The organism is Streptomyces sp. CC53 (genome assembly GCF_001865245.1).
In the GTDB taxonomy this organism is placed as follows: domain Bacteria; phylum Actinomycetota; class Actinomycetes; order Streptomycetales; family Streptomycetaceae; genus Streptomyces.
The window spans coordinates 164,826-184,309 of the sequence record NZ_MKXB01000157.1; the positions used below are offsets into that span (position 1 = coordinate 164,826).

The following is a 19,484-nucleotide window of genomic DNA, read 5'->3' on the forward strand; positions in this document are numbered from 1 at the left end:
GTGGGCCAGCCGGACGGCGGCACCGGCTTCGCCGGCGACGGCTTCGCGTCGGGGGTGCCGGGGGTGGCACTCGGCGTGCTCCCACCCTTGCCACCGGAGCCTGAGCCGGTGCCGCTGCCCTTGCCGGTGGTGGTACCGGTGCTGTTCCCGGAACCGTTCCCCGTCGTCCTGCCCATGCCGGGGCGGGTGCCGCCGGCGTTGCCCGAGGGCCGGTCGCTGCGCTCGGTGGGGACGTGGCCGGTGCCGTCCGGGATCCGGTGGGCCCCGTCCCGCTTGTAGTAGTCGAACCAGGACAGGACCGTGCGCAGGTACTCCCGCGACTGGTTGTAGCTGAGGACGGCCCGGTCCAGATCCGCCTGGAGGGCGAGGTTGCGGTTCCCCGCGCACAGGTACATGCCGGCCGCGCGGGCCGCGTCGAAGATGTTGTTGGGGTCCTTGCGGCCGTCGTCGTTGGCGTCCTGGCCCCAGGAGGCCCAGGTCGACGGGATGAACTGCATCGGGCCGACGGCACGGTCGTAGCGGGTGTCGCCGTCGTGGGCGCCGCCGTCGGTGTCCGAGATGTTGGCGAACCCGACGCCGTTGAGAACGGGCCCCAGGATCGGGGAGGTCGTGGTGCCGCCGGAGTCGACCCGGCCGCCGCGGGCGTGGCCGGACTCCACCTTGCCGATGCCGGCGAGGAGTTGCCACGACAGGTTGCACCCCGGGTCGACGCTCCGCAGATGCTGCTCGGCCTGCTGGTAGGCGGAGAAGACGGTCGCGGGTATGCCGGCCGCCGTCGCGCCGCCCGCGGGGGTGGTGCCGTGGGCGTCGACGATCCCGGCCCCCGGCCGGTCGGGGACCGGGCTGTTGAGGGGCGGCAGCTCGGTGTAGTACGGGGAGTTTCCGGTGGCGGAGTCTCCCGAGGAGGCCGGGGGCGTACCGTCCGTGGTGAGCGACTCGCCGCCCACGGGGGCCACGCCCGGTCCCTGCGACGCGGAGAGCGCCGCCACGGCTGCCGCGGCCACCGCCGTCGTGGTGGCCTGCTTGCGGAGCCGCCGCCCGAGATGTCCTGCCATGCGTGTGTCCCTCCCCGTCAGCGCCCCCTGGGTTCGGTGACGCCGCTCCCGACCCGACCACTGCCCGCAGCTCCCCACTGCACGGACTGGCGAAACCCTACGTCAACTCGCGGCCCCACCACACTCACACGTGACCGTATTTCACGGTTTCGTCACCGGTCATCCTTCCGGATCACGGTTCTGACGCAACCACACATGGTCATATGCGATCGATACTGGCAGAGCACTGATCACAGAACAGCTCGTCCTGCTGGCATTCGACAGGAGCCCCTCCCCCATGCCGTTCACGCTCAGCCATGCGGCCGCCGTCCTTCCCGGCATACGCCGCTCCGGTGCAGGACGCGGCCCTCTGGTGGCGTCCGCCCTGGTCATGGGATCGCTTGCGCCCGACATGACCTATTTCGCCGACAGCCTCATCCCGGGCGCCATGTCTTTCGGCGAGGTCACCCACAGCGTGTGGGGCGTGTTGACGGCCGATGCGGTGACGGCCGCAGTGCTGGCCGGGCTGTGGCTGATGGTGCGTGAGCCTCTGGTGGCCCTGCTGCCGGGACGATGGCGCGGCCCGGTGCACACCCTTCTGCGGGGCGGGCCGTGGCGGGACAGGCATCCGGTGGCGCTGGCGGTGTGGTTCTACCTCTCGGCGGTCGCCGGCGCGGCCACGCACGTCGGGTGGGACCTGTTCACCCACCCCGGCCGCTGGGGCACACGGGTGCTGCCGGTGCTGGGCGAGACGTTCGGCGGCTTCCCCCTCTACACGTACGTGCAGTACGGCAGTTCCGCACTGGCCCTGGTGGTCCTCTGCTGGTTCGGGTACGGGGCGCTGCGGCGGGTCCCGACGGGTGCCGGCGCCGGGGCGCCCACCGGGCCCACCCGCCGGAGCAGGTGGCTCGCGGTCGGGGTGCTGGCGGGGTGCACGCTGGCGGGCGTGCTGCACCGCTGCCTGCGCTGGTACGCGTACTGGGGCAGGATCGAGACGCCGATCGACATCATCCCCACGGCGTGCTTCGGTGCCGGCGCCGGGCTCGGCGTCGGACTGCTCCTGTACGGAGCCGGGATGCGCCTGCGCGGCGGGGGCCTCCGCCCCCGTACCTGACGCCCGGCGGACCGGGGCCGGGAGCCGCGCCCGGCCCCGGTCCGGCTCGTCCCCCCACCCGCGCCCCGCGCCCTGCGGCCGTCCGGGCCGGGCGGGAACCGTCCACCACGCCCCCGGCCGTGTGCGGCGGGGCACTGCCGGGGCAGGCTCCGCCGCGGTACGTCCTGCGCGCAGGGCGCGGTGTCAGTGCGCGGCCGACTCCCAGTCGCCGCCGACGCCCACCGAGACGTCGAGCGGTGCGCGCAGTTCGACGGCCGAGGCCATCTCGCAGCGCACCAGCTCCTCCGTCTGCTCCCGTTCGCCCGGGGCAAGCTCCAGCACGATCTCGTCGTGCACCTGGAGCAGCATGCGGGACCGCAGTCCGGCCTCCCGCAGTGCCCGGTCGACGTTCAGCATCGCGACCTTCACGATGTCCGCGGCGGTGCCCTGGATGGGGGCGTTCAACGCCATCCGCTCGGCCATCTCGCGCCGCTGCCGGTTGTCGCTGTTGAGGTCGGGCAGGTAGCGGCGGCGCCCGAGGACCGTCTCCGTGTACCCCGTCGCACGGGCCTCGTCGACGACGCGGTGCAGGTAGTCCCGCACCCCGCCGAACCGCTCGAAGTACGTGTCCATGAGCGCCCTGGCCTCGGCCGCCTCGATGTTGAGCTGCTGCGACAGACCGAACGCGGACAGACCGTACGCCAGGCCGTACGACATCGCCTTGATCTTGCGGCGCATCTCGGCGTCGACCGCGGACTTGTCCACGCCGAAGACCTGCGACGCGACCGTGGTGTGCAGGTCCTCGCCGGACGTGAACGCCTCGATCAGCCCGGCGTCCTCCGACAGGTGCGCCATCACGCGCAGCTCGATCTGGCTGTAGTCCGCCGTCATGAGGGACGCGAAACCCTCACCGACGACGAAGCCGCGGCGGATCGCCCGGCCCTCGTCGGTGCGGACCGGGATGTTCTGCAGGTTCGGGTCGGTCGACGACAGCCGGCCGGTCGCCGCCACCGTCTGGTTGAAGGTGGTGTGGATGCGGCCGTCGCCCGCGACGCACTTGATCAGGCCTTCCACGGTCACCCGCAGCTTGGCCTGCTCCCGGTGCCGGAGCATGATCACCGGCAGTTCGTGCTCCGTCTGGCCGGCGAGCCACGCCAGTGCGTCGGCGTCCGTCGTGTACCCGGTCTTGGTCTTCTTGGTCTTCGGCAGGTTCAGCTCGCCGAACAGCACCTCCTGGAGCTGCTTGGGCGAGCCGAGGTTGAACTCGCGGCCGACCGAGGCGTGCGCCTCCTTCACCGCCTGCTGCACGGCGCCCGCGAACTGCTGCTCCATCGCCTCCAGGTGCGGCCGGTCGGCGGCGATGCCGTGCCGCTCCATCCGGGCCAGCAGTTCCGACGTGGGCAGCTCCACCTCGTGCAGCAGCCGGGTCGCCCCGACCTCCTCCAGCCGCGCCGTGAACGCCTCGCCCAGGTCGAGCACCGCCCGGGCCTGGAGCATCAGCGCGTCCCGCTCCGCCGCGTCCTCGGCGCCGAACGCGAGCTGGCCGTCCGCGGCGGCGGCCGGGGCCAGCTCCCGGCCGAGGTACTCCAGCGACAGCGCGTCGAGGGCGAACGTGCGCCGACCCGGCTTCACCAGGTACGCGGCGAGTGCCGTGTCCATGGTGACGCCGGCGACGCTCCAGCCGTGCTCGGGGAACACGCGCATCACGTTCTTGGCGTTGTGCAGCACCTTCGGCCGGTGGGGGTCCGCGATCCACGCGGCGAAGGCCTGCTCGTCCGCCTCGTCGAGCTCCGCCGGGTCGAACCAGGCGGCCGCCCCGCCGCCCGCCGCGAGCGCGATCTCGGTGACCGTGCCGACACCCAGCGCCCAGCTGTCGACCGTGGCCATGCCGAGCGTCCGGTCGCCGTGCCGGTGCAGCCACGGGGCCAGCGCACCGGCCGTCAGCACCTCGCCGTCGATCTCCACACCCGCCGCGGGCACCGGCTCCTCCTCGGCGGCGCCCGGGTCCACGGCGAGCAGCCGCTCGCGGAGCGACGGGTTGCGGATCTCCAGCGTGTCCAGCAGCACGGCGAGCATCTTGCGGTCGTAGGGGGCCCGCTCCAGGTCCGCCACCGACTTCGGCAGCTCCACGTCCCGCACCAGCTCCGTCAGGTGCCGGTTCAGTTTGACGGCCTCCAGGTGGTCGCGCAGCGCCTGGCCCACCTTGCCCTTGACCTCGTCGGCCCGCTCCACGAGCTCCGCGAACGAGCCGAACTGGTTGATCCACTTGGTGGCGGTCTTCTCCCCCACCCCGGGGATGCCCGGCAGGTTGTCCGACGGGTCGCCGCGCAGCGCCGCGAAGTCCGGGTACTGGTTCGGCGACAGCCCGTACTTCTCCTGCACCTTCTCCGGCGTGAACCGGGTCAGCTCCGACACGCCCTTCGTCGGGTACAGCACCGTCGTGTGCTCGCTGACCAGCTGGAACGAGTCCCGGTCTCCGGTGACGATCAGCACCTCGAAACCGGCGGCCTCGGCCTGCGCGGTCAGTGTCGCGATGACATCGTCCGCCTCGTACCCCGCCACGGCGAAGCGCTGCGCGTTCATCGCGTCCAGCAGCTCGCCGATGAGCTCCACCTGCCCCTTGAAGTCGTCCGGCGTCGACGACCTGTTCGCCTTGTACTCGGGGAACTCCTGCGACCGCCAGGTCTTGCGGGAGACGTCGAACGCGACCGCGAAGTGCGTGGGCTCCTCGTCGCGGAGGGTGTTCGCCAGCATCGACGCGAAGCCGTACACGGCGTTGGTGGTCTGCCCGCTCGACGAGGTGAAGTTCTCCGCGGGCAGCGCGAAGAACGCCCGGTACGCCAGGGAGTGCCCGTCCATGAGGAGCAGACGCGGACGGTCTTGTGCGGTCTTCTTCGATGCTGTCTCTGCCACGCAGACGATCCTGCCACGCTCCACTGACAACCACCGACGCCCCTCACACGATGTCCGAGGCGCGTGACAGGATCGAAGGACACCGGACCGCGGGGAGCGCCCACTGCCCCCGCGTCCACCCGCAGCGACTCGAGGGAGAGCGCGATGGCCACGCAACCGCCCGCAGGCGACCCCGTCCAGGACGCCCCCGAGGTCACGGCGGCCCCGCACGCCGCCGCGGGCCTGCCCGCCGTCGCCCACAGCCTACGGATCTCCCGGCAGCAGATGGGCCTCGCGCGCACCGCCCGCACCCTCCTCAAGGTCAACCAGAAGGACGGCTTCGACTGCCCCGGCTGCGCCTGGCCGGAGGGCGACAAGCGGCACGTCGCCGAGTTCTGCGAGAACGGCGCGAAGGCCGTCGCCGAGGAGGCCACGCTGCGCCGCGTCACCCCCGCGTTCTTCGCCGCGCACCCCGTGGCCGACCTCGCCTCCCGCAGCGGGTACTGGCTCGGCCAGCAGGGCCGCCTCACCCATCCCGTGTACCTGGCCGAAGGCGCCGACCGGTACGAGCCGGTCACGTGGGACCAGGCGTTCCGGATCATCGCCGACGAGCTGACCGCCCTCGGCTCCCCCGACGAGGCCCTCTTCTACACCTCCGGGCGCACCAGCAACGAGGCGGCGTTCCTGCTGCAGCTGTTCGCCCGCGAGTTCGGCACCAACAACCTGCCGGACTGCTCCAACATGTGCCACGAGTCGTCGGGGTCGGCCCTCACCGAGACGCTCGGCGTCGGCAAGGGCAGCGTCTCCCTGGACGACCTGCACCGCGCCGACCTGATCATCGTCGCCGGGCAGAACCCGGGCACCAACCACCCGCGGATGCTGTCCGCCCTGGAGAAGGCCAAGGGGGCCGGGGCGCGGATCATCTCCGTCAACCCGCTGCCCGAGGCCGGCCTCGAACGCTTCAAGAACCCGCAGACCCCGCAGGGCATGCTCCGGGGCACCGCCCTCACCGACCTGTTCCTCCAGATCCGCATCGGCGGCGACCAGGCACTCTTCCGGCTCCTCAACAAGCTGGTCATCGAGGCGGGCGGAGCCGTCGACGAGGACTTCGTACGGACCCACACGCACGGCTACGAGGAGTTCGCCGCCGCCGCCCGGGCCGCCACCTGGGAGGAGACCCTCACCGCCACCGGCCTGGAGCGCACGGACATCGAGCGGGCCCTGCGCATGATCCTCGCCTCCCGGCGCACGATCGTCTGCTGGGCCATGGGCCTCACGCAGCACAAGCACGCGGTGCCCACCATCCGCGAGATCGTGAACCTGCTGCTGCTGCGCGGCGCGGTCGGCCGCCCAGGCGCCGGTGTCTGCCCCGTCCGCGGGCACTCCAACGTGCAGGGCGACCGCACCATGGGCATCTTCGAGCGCCCCTCCGCCGCCTTCCTCGACGCCCTCGACAAGGAATTCGGCATCACCTCCCCCCGGCACCACGGCCTCGACGTCGTCCGGTCCATCCAGGCGCTGCGGGACGGCCGCGCCAAGGTGTTCTTCGCCATGGGCGGCAACTTCGTCAGCGCCTCCCCCGACACCGACGTCACCGAGGCCGCGATGCGCCGCGCCCGCCTCACCGTCCACGTGTCGACCAAGCTCAACCGCTCCCACGCCGTCACCGGCACGCGCGCCCTGATCCTGCCCACCCTCGGCCGTACCGACCGGGACGTCCAGGCGGGCGGCCGGCAGGTCGTCACCGTCGAGGACTCCATGAGCCTCGTCCACGCCTCGCGCGGCAACCTGCCGCCGGCCTCCCCGCACCTGTTGTCGGAGCCCGCCATCATCGCCCGCATGGCACGCGCCGTCCTCGGCGACGCCTCCGCCACCCCGTGGGAGGAGTTCGAGCGGGACTACGCCGTGATCCGGGACCGCATCGCCCGGGTCGTCCCCGGCTTCGAGGACTTCAACGCCCGCCTCGCCGCCCACCCGGGCGGCTTCGCCCTCCCGCACGCCCCGCGCGACGAACGGCGCTTCCCCACCGCCACCGGCAGGGCGAACTTCACCGCGGCCCCGGTCGAGTACCCCCGCGTCCCCGCGGGCCGGCTGCTGCTGCAGACGCTGCGCTCCCACGACCAGTACAACACCACGGTCTACGGCCTCGACGACCGCTACCGCGGCATCAAGGGCGGCCGCCGCGTCGTCCTCGTCCACCCCGACGACGCCCGCGCGCAGGGTTTCGCCGACGGGGCGTACGCCGACCTCGTCAGCGAGTGGACGGACGGCACCGAGCGCCGCGCCCCCGGGTTCCGCGTCGTCCACTACCCCACCGCGCGGGGCTGCGCCGCCGCCTACTACCCGGAGACGAACGTCCTCGTCCCCCTGGACGCCACGGCCGACATCAGCAACACCCCCGCCAGCAAGTCCGTCGTCATCCGTCTGGAACAATCACCGGCCGACTGAGCGTTCGCTCAATCGCGGTACCGGACCGCGGCGCCGACAGGACCCGCGGCACCGGACCGCAGCACCACCAGGACAGCCGTACGACGACGAACGGAGCCGCACCCCATGGGCGAGCAGACGACCGTGAAGTTCCCGCAGGAGGTCCTCGACGAGTACGCCGCGCTCGGCGTCGACCTGCCCGCCCTCTTCTCCGCGGGCCACCTCGGCAACCGCATGGGCGTGCAGATCATCGAGGCCGCCCCGGACCGCGTGGTGGGCACCATGCCGGTCGAGGGCAACACCCAGCCCTACGGGCTCCTCCACGGCGGGGCATCCGCCGTCCTCGCCGAGACCCTCGGCTCCATCGGCGCGATGCTCCACGGCGGCTCCCGCAAGATCGCCGTGGGCGTCGACCTGAACTGCACCCACCACCGCGGTGTGCGCTCGGGACTCGTCACCGGCGTCGCCACCCCGGTCCACCGGGGCCGTTCCACCGCCACGTACGAGATCGTCATCACGGACGAACAGGACAAGCGGGTGTGCAGCGCCCGCCTCACCTGCATGCTCCGCGAGGTCACGCCGAAGGACGCCGACGGCATCCCCGGCACGGCCTGACCCGCAGCCCCCACCCGGGCCCCGAAAGCCCGCCCGCCACAGCGGCACCGGAGCCCCCGCCGCCGCCCGTGGCCGGCCCGTCCCCTCGGCCCGGCCGGTCACGCAGCGTGCGCCCCGCGCGCCACACCACGGCAGCCCACGCGCGGCCCCGGGCCCGCTCCCGCACCCGCCGGACAAGCCACCGGCGGCAGCGGCGCCAGGGTGCGCCCCTCCGGTTTTCGCCACCCCGCCACCGTTCACCGGACAGCCGCCGGAGCCGCGGGGAACCGGTGCCCGCGCAGCGCCGGTCCGGTGACCGGAACACCACCGCCGCACCGGCCGCCCCGGCCGTCAACCGCCCCGCACCGCACCGAGAGTTGCGGTCCGACCGCACCCGCCCGCCACCTCCCCGCCCGACGACCGCCGGCGCCGCCGCCGGGCCGGAGACCGGCCGACCGGTCGGCGCGACTGCCGGGCCGCGCCCGCTCCGCCGCGCCGCTCAGCACAGCCCACGCACCGGAACCCGACCCGCCGCCCCGTCAATGTGCCTTCAGCACATGCCAGTTGGCCAGACGCCGCGCGCAAGCCACCGGCTTCGGACGGGGCACGCGGAGCGGGCACAGGGCCCGACGGAGGCGACTGTCCCCCAAGTGCCCCCGCACCGTGGCGAAAAGGCATCCCCGGGAACCACCGGCCGCTCGCCGCGAACGGCGCTCCACCGCCCCGGACAAGCCGTCCGCGACCGGCCGCGCGGGACGCAGCCACCACGACCGGACCGGGCGCCGCGACGGTAGCGGCCACCCTCCCGCGCCACACGGTCGACGCGCCCCACGCCACCCAGGAATGTAACTCTACGTAACATCGACGCCATGTGCGCCCGCGCTCGCCCGCCGCCGCACGCCTTCCGCGGCTCTCACACTTCCCCCACGAACCACCGCCGCGCCCCCGCGGCCCGCGTCAGGACCAAGATCCCCCCAAGCCCCTTAGCAGTACTGGGGGTTCTCAGCATGCGAGATGCCACCCCGCACCCCGAATACGGATGCATGACGCACGCAACCACCAATCCCTGGCCACGGCATAACAAGAGCGTCACATCATTCCCAGGGCGCTCCCCGACCGCCCCGCATGCGCTTAGAGTCACGCCCAGTCACCGCGCCGCCGGGCGTGAACCACCGCACCACCACCACACCACACGTACGCCCCGGCGCAGGAAACGGCACCTCACTCAGAGGAGGCCGCGCCAGGGAAAGGACTCATCGTGCGACACCGTTCCTTGCTCATACTCAGCACCGTACTGACCGGAGCACTCACCCTCACCGCCTGCGGTTCGCGCGACAACACCGGCGGCGGCACCGCCGGCGGCGACAGCAACACCACCGTCGTCATCGGCCTCGACGCCCCGCTCACCGGCGACCTCTCCGCCCTCGGCCTCGGCATCAAGAACTCCGTCGAACTCGCGGTCCGCACCGCGAACGAGAAGAAGTACGTCGACGGCGTCACCTTCAAGATGGAAGCCCTCGACGACCAGGCCCAGCCCTCCTCCGGCCAGCAGAACGCCTCCAAGCTCGTCGCCAACAAGGACGTCCTCGGCGTCGTCGGCCCGCTGAACTCCTCCGTCGCCGAGTCGATGCAGAAGGTCCTCGACGACGCCAAGCTCGTCCAGGTCTCCCCCGCCAACACGAACCCCGCACTCTCCCAGGGCCCCAACTGGAACTCCGGCGACAAGAAGCGCACCTACAAGGCGTACTTCCGCACCGCCACCACGGACGCCATCCAGGGCCCCTTCGCCGCCCAGTACATCGTCAACAAGGCCAAGAAGACCAAGGCCTTCATCATCGACGACAAGAAGACCTACGGCGCCGGTCTCGCCGCCACCTTCAAGGCCGAGTTCGAGAAGCTCGGCGGCAAGGTCGTCGGCACCGACCACGTCAACCCCGAGGCCAAGGACTTCAGCGCCGTCGCCACCAAGGTCAAGAGCTCCGGCGCCGACGTCGTCTACTACGGCGGCGAGTACCCCGCCGGCGGCCCGCTGAGCAAGCAGATCAAGGAAGCCGGCGCCAAGGTCGTCGTCGCCGGCGGCGACGCGCTCTACAGCGCCGAGTACATCAAGCTCGCCGGCGCCAGCGCCCAGGGCGACATCGCCACCTCCGTCGGCGCCCCGATCGAGCAGCTCGACTCCGCCAAGGAGTTCCTGGCCAACTACAAGAAGGCCAACTTCAAGGAGGCCTACGAGGCCTACGGCGGCTACGCCTACGACTCCGCCTGGGCCGTCATCGAGGCCGTCAAGAAGGTCGTCGACGAGAACAACGGCAAGCTGCCCGAGGACGCCCGCGCCAAGGTCGTCGACGCCATGCAGGGCGTCTCCTTCGACGGCGTGACCGGCAAGGTCTCCTTCGACGAGTTCGGTGACACCACCAACAAGCAGCTGACCGTCTACACCGTCGAGGGCGACGCCTTCAAGGACGTCGAGTCCGGCACCTTCACCGGCTGATCCACCGAAACACCACAACGCTTCACCCCCCTTCCGCCGCGCGGGGCGCCGCACCAGGCGCCCCGCGCGGTGTCACATACGTCCAAGTCTCGGAGGACAATGCGGTGAACGAACTGCCGCAGCAGCTGGTCAACGGCCTGCTCCTGGGATCCATGTACGGGCTGGTCGCCATCGGCTACACGATGGTCTATGGCATCGTCCAGCTCATCAACTTCGCCCACGGCGAGATCTTCATGACCGGAGGCTTCGGCGCACTCACGGTGTGGCTGATCCTCCCCGCCGGCGTCACCATGTGGCTCGCCCTGCCACTCATGATCATCGGTGCCGTCATCGTCGCCACCACCGTCGCCATCGGGGCGGAACGCTTCGCCTACCGGCCCCTGCGCGGAGGACCACGCCTCGCACCCCTGATCACCGCCATCGGCCTCTCCCTGGCACTCCAGCAGGCCGTCTGGGGCTTCTACCCCGAAGCCACCTCCGCACGACGCTTCCCCCAGCTCGAAGGCGGCCCCTTCGAAATCGCCGGCGTCACCATCCAGCCCGGCGACGTCTTCCTCCTCGTCGCCGCCCCCACCTGCATGGCCCTCCTCGGCTACTTCGTCATGCGCACCCGCACCGGCCGCGGCATGCAGGCCACCGCGCAGGACCCCGACACCGCCAAGCTCATGGGCGTCAACACCGACCGCATCATCGTGATCGCCTTCGCCCTCGGCGCCGCGTTCGCCGCCGTCGGAGCCGTCGCCTACGGCCTCAAGTACGGCCAGGTCGACTACCGCATGGGCTTCCTCCTCGGCCTCAAGGCGTTCACCGCCGCCGTCCTCGGCGGCATCGGCAACATCTACGGCGCCATGATCGGCGGCCTCGTCCTCGGCATCGCCGAAACCATGGCCACCGCCTACATCAGCCACATCCCCGGCATGCACCAGCTCGGCGGTCAGTCCTGGGCCGACGTCTGGGCCTTCATCCTCCTCATCGTCGTACTCCTCGCCAGGCCCCAGGGCATCCTCGGCGAGCGCGTCGCGGACAGGGCGTGAGCACCATGACCACAGACACCAGCACCACCAGCACGGCCGACACCGCACCGGCCGCCCCGCGACAGGCCGGGCTCCTCCCCGTACCGTCCGCCACCACCGCCCGCGCCCTGGCCACCGGCGGCGGCGCCGTCACCGCACTCAGCGCCTTCCTCGCCTGGACCTGGACCCCCGCCTTCCCCGGCAACCTCACCGTCTACGGCTACCCCGGCGGACTCCAGTGGCAGGTCCTCGTCGCCGGCCTCCTCACCACCCTCTTCGGCCTTTCCTCCTACGGAGTCAAGGGCACCCGCTGGCTCACCCCCGCCGGACCCGACGCGGCCATCAAGCTCTCCGCACTCGCCGCCTTCGGCACCGCCTGGTACGCACTCACCGCCATAGCCGTCCAGCTCGGCGGACTCGTCCACCTCGAACCCGGCGCGTACGTCGCCGCACTCGCCAGCCTCATCACCCTCCTCGGCGCCCTCGCACTCCCCTTCACCCACCCCGAACACCTCCCCGCCGACCCCGACGACACCGGCTGGCACCTCACCAAGCACCGCGCGCGGAACGGCCTCACCACCTTCCGCGCCGCCTTCGCCACCGGCCCCGTCAAGCGACCCCGGCCCCTCCCCTCGTACGCCGAGATACTCATCATCACCGCACTCCTCGCCGCCGCCCTCGGGATCTTCACCTACGGCATCGGCACCGAGTACGAGCAGCTCTTCATCGGCTTCCTCATCACCGCCGGCCTCGGCTTCGCCGCCTTCCACAAGGCCGGACTCCTCCAGCAGGCCACCCACATCACCGCCAAGCACCAAGGCCTCACCATCGCCGGCGCCTTCATCGCCGCCGCGCTCTTCCCCTTCACCCAGACCGACGACCAGTACGCCACCCTCGGCGTCTACATCCTCATCTTCGCCACCGTCGCCCTCGGTCTGAACATCGTCGTCGGCCTCGCCGGCCTCCTCGACCTCGGATACGTCGCCTTCCTCGGCGTCGGCGCCTACGCGGCCGCCCTCGTATCCGGCGCCCCCACCTCCCCCTTCGGCATCCAACTGCCCTTCTGGGCCGCCGTCATCGTCGGAGCCGTCGCCTCCCTCATCTTCGGCGTCCTCATCGGCGCCCCCACCCTCCGACTCCGCGGCGACTACCTCGCCATCGTCACCCTCGGCTTCGGAGAGATCTTCCGCATCACCGTCATGAACCTCGACGGCACCAGCGGCCCCGACATCACCAACGGCTCCAACGGCATCGCGTCCATCCCCAACCTCAACATCCTCGGATTCGACTTCGGCGCCGAACACACCATCGCCGGATTCACCATCGGACGCTTCGCCAACTACCTGCTCCTCATGCTGCTCATCACGGCCGTCGTCGTCCTCGTCTTCCGACGCAGCGGCGACTCCCGCATCGGCCGCGCCTGGGTCGCCATCCGCGAGGACGAGACCGCCGCCCTCGCCATGGGCATCAACGGCTTCCGCGTCAAGCTCATCGCCTTCGCCCTCGGCGCCGCCCTCGCCGGCCTCGCCGGCACCGTCCAGGCCCACGTCACCTACACCGTGACCCCCGAGCAGTACCTCTTCGCCGGCCCCATCCCGCCCAACTCGGCCTTCCTGCTCGCCGCGGTCGTCCTCGGCGGCATGGGCACCATGAGCGGACCCCTCGTCGGCGCCGCACTCCTCTTCCTCATCCCCAACAAGCTGCAGTTCCTCGGCGAATACCAGCTCCTCGCCTTCGGCATCGCCCTCATCCTGCTCATGCGGTTCCGCCCCGAAGGACTCATCCCCAACCGCCGCCGCCAGCTCGAGTTCCACGAGAACGAGGAAGCGCCCGCCACCCTCACCAAGGCAGGTGCCTGACACATGACCACCAAGACCGAAACCCCGACGCAGGCCACCGCGCCCACCGGCGAGACCGTCCTCGACGCACGCGGCGTCACCATGCGCTTCGGCGGCCTCACCGCCGTCCGCAACGTCGACCTCACCGTCAACAGCGGCGAGATCGTCGGCCTCATCGGACCCAACGGCGCCGGCAAGACCACCTTCTTCAACTGCCTCACCGGCCTCTACGTCCCCACCGAGGGCGAAGTCCGCTACAAGGGCACGGTCCTCCCGCCCAAGTCCTTCAAGGTCACCGCCGCAGGCATCGCCCGCACCTTCCAGAACATCCGGCTCTTCGCCAACATGACCGTCCTGGAGAACGTGCTCGTCGGCCGCCACACCCGCACCAAGGAGGGCCTCTGGTCCGCCCTCCTCCGCGGCCCCGGGTTCCACCGCGCCGAAGCCGCCTCCCGCGCCCGCGCCCTGGAGCTCCTGGAGTTCGTCGGCCTCGACCACAAGGCCGAGCACCTCGCCCGCAACCTCCCCTACGGCGAGCAGCGCAAACTGGAGATCGCCCGCGCCCTCGCCAGCGAACCCGGCCTGCTCCTCCTGGACGAGCCCACCGCGGGCATGAACCCCCAGGAGACCCGCGCCACCGAGGAACTCGTCTTCGCCATCCGCGACATGGGCATCGCCGTCCTCGTCATCGAGCACGACATGCGCTTCATCTTCAACCTCTGCGACCGGGTCGCCGTCCTGGTCCAGGGCAAGAAGCTCGTCGAAGGCGACAGCCAGACCGTCCAGAGCGACGAACGTGTCATCGCCGCCTACCTCGGGGAGCCCTTCGAAGGCGCCCCCGGCGAAGAGGAGGCCGCGGAGGTCGCCGCAGCGGAGGCCCACGCCCACGGCGGAACCGTCACGGAAGCCCCCGAAGCGGACACACCTGCCGCGGAAGCACCGGAAGCACCCGACACGGGCGCCCCGGAGCCGGCCGCCCAGGACACCCCCGCCTCGGACACCTCGGAGGACACCGGCACGGCCGGCACCGACGCGGCCGACACCGCAGAAGCCCCCGAAAGCGCCGACACAGCAGACGCGGCGGGCACGGCGGAGGACACTGACGGCGGCACCACACCCGACGACCGGCCCGCGCCTCCTGCCGCGAGCGACCCCGCAGCCGAGAACACCGACGGCACCGCCGACGCGGCCCCCGACGCACCGGCGGACGACGACACCCCCGGCGGCGACACGGCCGACGACACCCCCGACAGCACCACCACCCCGGACACCACGGCCACGACACCCCGCGGCGACGACAACGACTCCGCCAAGGCCACCGGCTCCCGCAAGGAGAACGACGCATGACCGCACTGCTCGAAGTCGAGGACCTGCGCGTCGCCTACGGCAAGATCGAAGCCGTCAAGGGCATCTCGTTCAAGGTCGAGGAAGGCCAGGTCGTCACCCTCATCGGCACCAACGGCGCCGGCAAGACGACCACCCTGCGCACCCTCTCCGGCCTCATCAAGCCCGTCAGCGGCCAGATCAAGTTCAACGGCAAGTCCCTCAAGAAGTACCCCGCGCACCAGATCGTGTCCCTCGGGCTCGCCCACTCCCCCGAAGGGCGCCACATCTTCCCGAGGATGTCCATCGAGGACAACCTCCTCCTCGGCGCCTTCCTCCGCAAGGACACCGAAGGCATCGCGAAGGACGTCCAGCGGGCGTACGACCTCTTCCCCATCCTCGGAGAACGCCGCAAGCAGGCCGCCGGCACCCTCTCCGGCGGAGAGCAGCAGATGCTCGCCATGGGCAGGGCCCTCATGTCCCAGCCCAAGCTGCTCATGCTCGACGAGCCCTCCATGGGCCTCTCCCCGATCATGATGCAGAAGATCATGACGACCATCGCGGAACTCAAGGCCCAGGGCACCACCATCCTGCTCGTGGAGCAGAACGCCCAGGCCGCCCTGGCCCTGGCCGACCAGGGCTACGTCATGGAGATCGGCGAGATCGCCCTCAGCGGCACCGGCCAGGACCTCCTCCACGACGAGAACGTCCGCAAGGCGTACCTCGGCGAGGACTGACCACCGACGGCGGAGGCCCGCCCCGCACCCCACGGGCACGCGGCGGGCCTCCACCCGTTCACGTCGGCTCGCGGCCTACTGCCCACCGCCCTTGGCCGCCTTCTTCTCCTCGGCGTCCTCGATGACTGCCTGCGCCACCTGCTGCATCGACATGCGCCGGTCCATCGACGTCTTCTGGATCCACCGGAAGGCGGCCGGCTCCGTCAGCCCGTACTGCGTCTGCAGCACGCTCTTCGCCCTGTCCACCAGCTTCCTCGTCTCCAGCCGCTGCGCGAGGTCCTGGACCTCCTTCTCCAGCGCCCGCAGCTCCGCGAAGCGGGAGACCGCCATCTCGATCGCCGGCACGACGTCGCTCTTGCTGAACGGCTTGACGAGGTACGCCATGGCACCGGCGTCCCGCGCCCGCTCGACCAGCTCGCGCTGGGAGAACGCGGTGAGCATCAGCACGGGCGCGATGGACTCGCCGGCGATCTTCTCGGCGGCGGAGATGCCGTCCAGGACGGGCATCTTCACGTCCAGGATCACCAGGTCGGGGCTGAGCTCACGGGCCAGCTCCACGGCCCGCTGCCCGTCCCCGGCCTCACCGACGACGGTGTAGCCCTCCTCTTCGAGCATCTCCTTGAGGTCGAGGCGGATGAGGGCCTCGTCCTCGGCGATGACGACGCGGGTCGTCAGCGGCGGGACGTGCGACGGGGTGTCGTCGTCGGCGACGGGCTGGGGCGACTCGGGGGCGGTCACGGAGGCTCCTCATTCCATGGCAATGGCCTGCACCAGCAAAGGTTACCTAGCTGCTGAGCACAACGTTCACCCGGTACACTGCGACGTGCACCCAGCCGGGTTGGTGGAACGGCAGACACGGATGTCTCAAACACATCTGCCCGCGAGGGCGTGCGGGTTCGAGTCCCGCACCCGGCACAGAGAAGGAGGGCAAGCGTTCACTTAATCGAGTGAACGTTCGCTTCGTGTCACACACGGCAACCACCCGCGGCACACAGTGGTGGTATGCGATCTTACGAGTGGGCCACACGGCAGAAGGCACTGGCCATGCTGCGGAATGGCTCCAGGAACGTGGATGTTTCCAGGAAGCTCGGCATACCCGTGGGAACGGTCAGCTACTGGCGTCACCTGGACCGCTCAGCCCGTGGCGTCTGCCCGCGACGGTCAGCTCCTGAGTGTCCACTCTGCGACCCCGTGCCACTTGCCGCCAAGGCGTATGCCTATCTCCTCGGCCTCTATCTGGGGGACGGGCACGTCGTACAGAACCGAGCCATGCGGGTACCGAGCCTGTCCGTGTGGTGTACGGATACATGGCCCGGACTCATCGAAGCATGCGCGAACGCCATGCGTGCGGTGCTGCCGGGCTGCGGCGTGACCAGGGTGCAGCGCTCCGGCTGCCAGGAACTGAAGATCTACAGTCGGCACGTCCACTGCCTCTTTCCCCAGCACGGGCCGGGCAAGAAGCACGAACGCGCAATTGCTCTGTCTGACTGGCAGCAGGCCGCCGTGGATACCTACCCGTGGGAATTCGTGCGGGGACTCGTGCACTCCGACGGTTGCCGCATCACCAACTGGACCATGCGCGTCGTCGGCGGCGTGACGAAGCGGTACGAGTATCCCCGGTACTTCTTCACCAACAGGTCCGACGACATCCGGCGGCTCTTCACGGACACGCTGGACAAGCTGGGCGTCGAGTGGACGCACTGCACGCGGAACGGCAACCCGTACAACGTCTCCGTCGCCCGGAGGGCGTCCGTCGCGTTGATGGACGCCCATGTGGGGGCGAAGTACTGAACCGCGCAGGGCAGCACGGCTAGCGGACGGCCTCGCCGATGCGGTGGACGCGGACGAGGTTCGTGGAACCGGAGACGCCGGGCGGGGAGCCGGCCGTGATGACCACGATGTCGCCGGGGCGGCAGCGGCCGATCTCCAGCAGGTGCTCGTCGACCTGGGCCACCATCGCGTCCGTGGACTCCACGTGCGGGCCGAGGAAGGTCTCGACGCCCCAGGTCAGGTTGAGCTGGGAGCGGGTGGCCGGGTCGGGGGTGAAGGCCAGCAGGGGGATGGGCGAGCGGTAGCGGCTCAGACGGCGGGCGGTGTCGCCGGACTGGGTGAAGGCGACGAGGAACTTGGCGCCCAGGAAGTCGCCGATCTCCGCGGCGGCGCGGGCCACGGCGCCGCCCTGGGTGCGGGGCTTGCTGCGTTCCGTCAGCGGGGGGAGGCCCTTGGCCAGGACGTCCTCCTCGGCGGCCTCGACCACACGGCTCATGGTGCGGACCGTCTCGACGGGGTAGCGGCCCACGCTGGTCTCGCCGGACAGCATGACGGCGTCGGTGCCGTCGATGACGGCGTTGGCGACGTCGCTGGCCTCGGCCCGGGTGGGACGGGAGTTGTCGATCATCGAGTCGAGCATCTGGGTGGCGACGATGACCGGCTTGGCGTTGCGCTTGGCGAGTTTGATGGCGTGCTTCTGGACGAGGGGCACGCGCTCCAGGGGCATTTCGACGCCGAGGTCGCCGCGGGCGACCATGATGCCGTCGAAGGCGGCGACGATGTCGTCGATGTTCTCGACGGCCTGGGGCTTCTCGACCTTGGCGATGACGGGGACCCTGCGGCCCTCCTCGTCCATGACGCGGTGGACGTCCTCGATGTCGCGGGCGCTGCGGACGAAGGAGAGGGCGATGATGTCGGCGCCGGTGCGCAGGGCCCAGCGGAGGTCGTCGATGTCCTTGTCGGAGAGGGCGGGGACGGAGACGGCGACGCCGGGGAGGTTGAGGCCCTTGTGGTCGGAGACGAGGCCGCCTTCGAGGACGGTGGTGTGGACCTGGGGGCCGTCGACGGCGGTGACCTGGAGGGTGACGCGGCCGTCGTCGACGAGGATGCGTTCGCCGGGGGTGACGTCGGTGTGGAGGCCGGTGTAGGTGGTGCCGCAGCGGGTGCGGTCGCCTGTGACGTAGTCGGTGGTGATGGTGAAGTCGTCGCCGCGTTCGAGGAGGACGGGGCCTTCGTGGAAGCGGCCGAGGCGGATCTTCGGACCTTGAAGGTCGGCGAGGACGCCGACGTTGCGGCCGGTTTCGTCGGCGGCCTTGCGGACGCGCTCGTAGCGCTCTTCGTGTTCGGCGTAGGTGCCGTGGCTGAGGTTGAAGCGGGCGATGTCCATGCCGGCTTCGACGAGGGCTTTGATCTGGTCGTATGTGTGGGTGGCGGGTCCCAGCGTGCAGACGATTTTGGCTCGGCGCATGACGTGAGCCTATGGCTTACCAATGGGTAGGGATGGGGGTGTGGATGGCCTTTCAACAGCCTTTGGGTGACGACGGGTTGACAAGTGTTGAAGTGTGCGGGGGGATGCTCTGATGAGCAGTGTTCAGAGGGTGGTGGGGGGTGGGCGGGTGCGGGTGTGAGGGGTGGTGACGCCGGTCTGCGGCTGCGGTGCGGGGTCACCGGGTCAGCGCGTGCGTGAGGGGGTGTAGGGGAAGGGCGGGTGGGCGTGGTTGACCGGTCAGGTGTGGTGGGTGAGCGGTGTGAGCCGGCGTTCCTGTGGGGGGATGTGCGGGGTCTGGTGTCGTTCCAGGCCGAAGGTGGTGAAGGCGGTGCGGTCGGGTTGGGGGTAGGGGTTCTTGCCGGTGAGGTGGTTGAGGATGGTGGCGGCGCGCCAGGCGGTGAGGGTGTGGCTGGGGACGCCGATGCCGTGGGTGTGGGTGGTGCTGTTCTGGGCGTAGATGTTTCCCGTGATGGCGGGGTCGAGGATGAGGCGGTGGTGTTCGTCGGTGCGGGGTCGTCCTTCGGAGTCGTGGCGGATGTAGGGGTCGAGTGCGGCGAGGAGGCGGTGGTGGGGGCGTTCGCGGTAGCCGGTGGCGAGGATGACGGCGTCGGTGGTGAGGCGTGAGCGGGTGCCTTGGTGGGTGTGTTCGAGGTGGAGTTCGACCTTGGTGGTGGCGAGGCGTCCTGCGGTGCGGACGTGGACGCCGGGGGTGAGGGTCGTGTCGGGCCAGCCGCCGTTCAGGGTGCGGCGGTAGAGCTCCTGGTGGATGGCGGTGAGGGTGGT

The 19,484-nt window shown here is 70.7% G+C and carries 13 protein-coding genes, 1 tRNA gene and 1 pseudogene; 10 read left to right on the forward strand and 5 right to left on the reverse strand.

The features are described from left to right. Positions 1-1,055: lytic transglycosylase domain-containing protein (locus BJP40_RS18510; protein ID WP_226962695.1), on the reverse strand; the 1,055-nt coding region annotated here is incomplete at its 3' end. A 277-nt stretch (positions 1,056-1,332) separates the two neighbouring features. Between BJP40_RS18510 and BJP40_RS18515 the strand changes: the two genes are divergently transcribed. Beyond that, complete coding sequence (locus tag BJP40_RS18515) at positions 1,333-2,148, forward strand: DUF4184 family protein (RefSeq protein ID WP_071281298.1); 816 nt, start codon at positions 1,333-1,335, stop codon at positions 2,146-2,148. Positions 2,149-2,331: 183 nt separating this feature from the next. Here BJP40_RS18515 and polA read toward each other — a convergent pair whose 3' ends face one another. Next, positions 2,332-5,040, reverse strand: coding sequence for a DNA polymerase I (gene polA, locus BJP40_RS18520; protein WP_071281299.1), 2,709 nt, complete (start codon positions 5,038-5,040; stop codon positions 2,332-2,334). 144 nt (positions 5,041-5,184) lie between these two features. Here polA and BJP40_RS18525 point away from each other — a divergent pair, with 144 nt between their 5' ends. The 7 genes and pseudogenes from BJP40_RS18525 to BJP40_RS18555 all read left to right on the forward strand — a co-directional run bounded on the left by BJP40_RS18525 (position 5,185) and on the right by BJP40_RS18555 (position 15,442). Next, entirely contained in the window at positions 5,185-7,467 is a 2,283-nt protein-coding gene (locus tag BJP40_RS18525; RefSeq protein ID WP_071281300.1) for an FdhF/YdeP family oxidoreductase, read from the forward strand. Positions 7,468-7,572: 105 nt separating this feature from the next. After that, positions 7,573-8,061, forward strand: coding sequence for a PaaI family thioesterase (locus tag BJP40_RS18530; protein ID WP_071281301.1), 489 nt, complete (start codon positions 7,573-7,575; stop codon positions 8,059-8,061). A gap of 1,237 nt (positions 8,062-9,298) precedes the next feature. Next, positions 9,299-10,531 carry a branched-chain amino acid ABC transporter substrate-binding protein gene (locus BJP40_RS18535; protein ID WP_071266571.1) on the forward strand — a complete coding sequence of 411 codons (1,233 nt, stop codon included), beginning with the start codon at positions 9,299-9,301 and terminating at the stop codon, positions 10,529-10,531. 104 nt (positions 10,532-10,635) lie between these two features. Continuing rightward, entirely contained in the window at positions 10,636-11,565 is a 930-nt protein-coding gene (locus tag BJP40_RS18540) for a branched-chain amino acid ABC transporter permease (protein WP_071266569.1), read from the forward strand. A gap of 5 nt (positions 11,566-11,570) precedes the next feature. Then, a complete protein-coding gene (locus tag BJP40_RS18545) occupies positions 11,571-13,403 on the forward strand; it encodes a branched-chain amino acid ABC transporter permease (RefSeq protein ID WP_071281316.1) in 1,833 nt (610 codons plus the stop codon). Positions 13,404-13,406: 3 nt separating this feature from the next. Next, a pseudogene (locus tag BJP40_RS18550) lies at positions 13,407-14,285 on the forward strand (ABC transporter ATP-binding protein); the annotation flags it as partial. 440 nt (positions 14,286-14,725) lie between these two features. Continuing rightward, a complete protein-coding gene (locus tag BJP40_RS18555) occupies positions 14,726-15,442 on the forward strand; it encodes an ABC transporter ATP-binding protein (RefSeq protein ID WP_071266567.1) in 717 nt (238 codons plus the stop codon). A 75-nt stretch (positions 15,443-15,517) separates the two neighbouring features. Here BJP40_RS18555 and BJP40_RS18560 read toward each other — a convergent pair whose 3' ends face one another. Next, the gene (locus tag BJP40_RS18560; RefSeq protein WP_071266565.1) at positions 15,518-16,180 is read right to left on the reverse strand and encodes an ANTAR domain-containing response regulator; all 663 of its coding nucleotides are present in this window, start codon (positions 16,178-16,180) and stop codon (positions 15,518-15,520) included. A gap of 94 nt (positions 16,181-16,274) precedes the next feature. Between BJP40_RS18560 and BJP40_RS18565 the strand changes: the two genes are divergently transcribed. Continuing rightward, positions 16,275-16,357: transfer RNA gene (locus tag BJP40_RS18565), tRNA-Leu, on the forward strand. Between the two features lie 87 nt (positions 16,358-16,444). Continuing rightward, positions 16,445-17,233 (forward strand): hypothetical protein, encoded by a 789-nt coding sequence (locus BJP40_RS18570; protein ID WP_071281303.1) that lies wholly within the window; start codon positions 16,445-16,447, stop codon positions 17,231-17,233. 19 nt (positions 17,234-17,252) lie between these two features. Here BJP40_RS18570 and pyk read toward each other — a convergent pair whose 3' ends face one another. Together pyk and BJP40_RS18580 are read right to left on the reverse strand one after the other, a co-directional pair. After that, complete coding sequence (pyk, locus tag BJP40_RS18575) at positions 17,253-18,680, reverse strand: pyruvate kinase (protein ID WP_071281304.1); 1,428 nt, start codon at positions 18,678-18,680, stop codon at positions 17,253-17,255. A gap of 258 nt (positions 18,681-18,938) precedes the next feature. After that, positions 18,939-19,484: SidA/IucD/PvdA family monooxygenase (locus tag BJP40_RS18580; RefSeq protein ID WP_151898421.1), on the reverse strand; the 546-nt coding region annotated here is incomplete at its 5' end.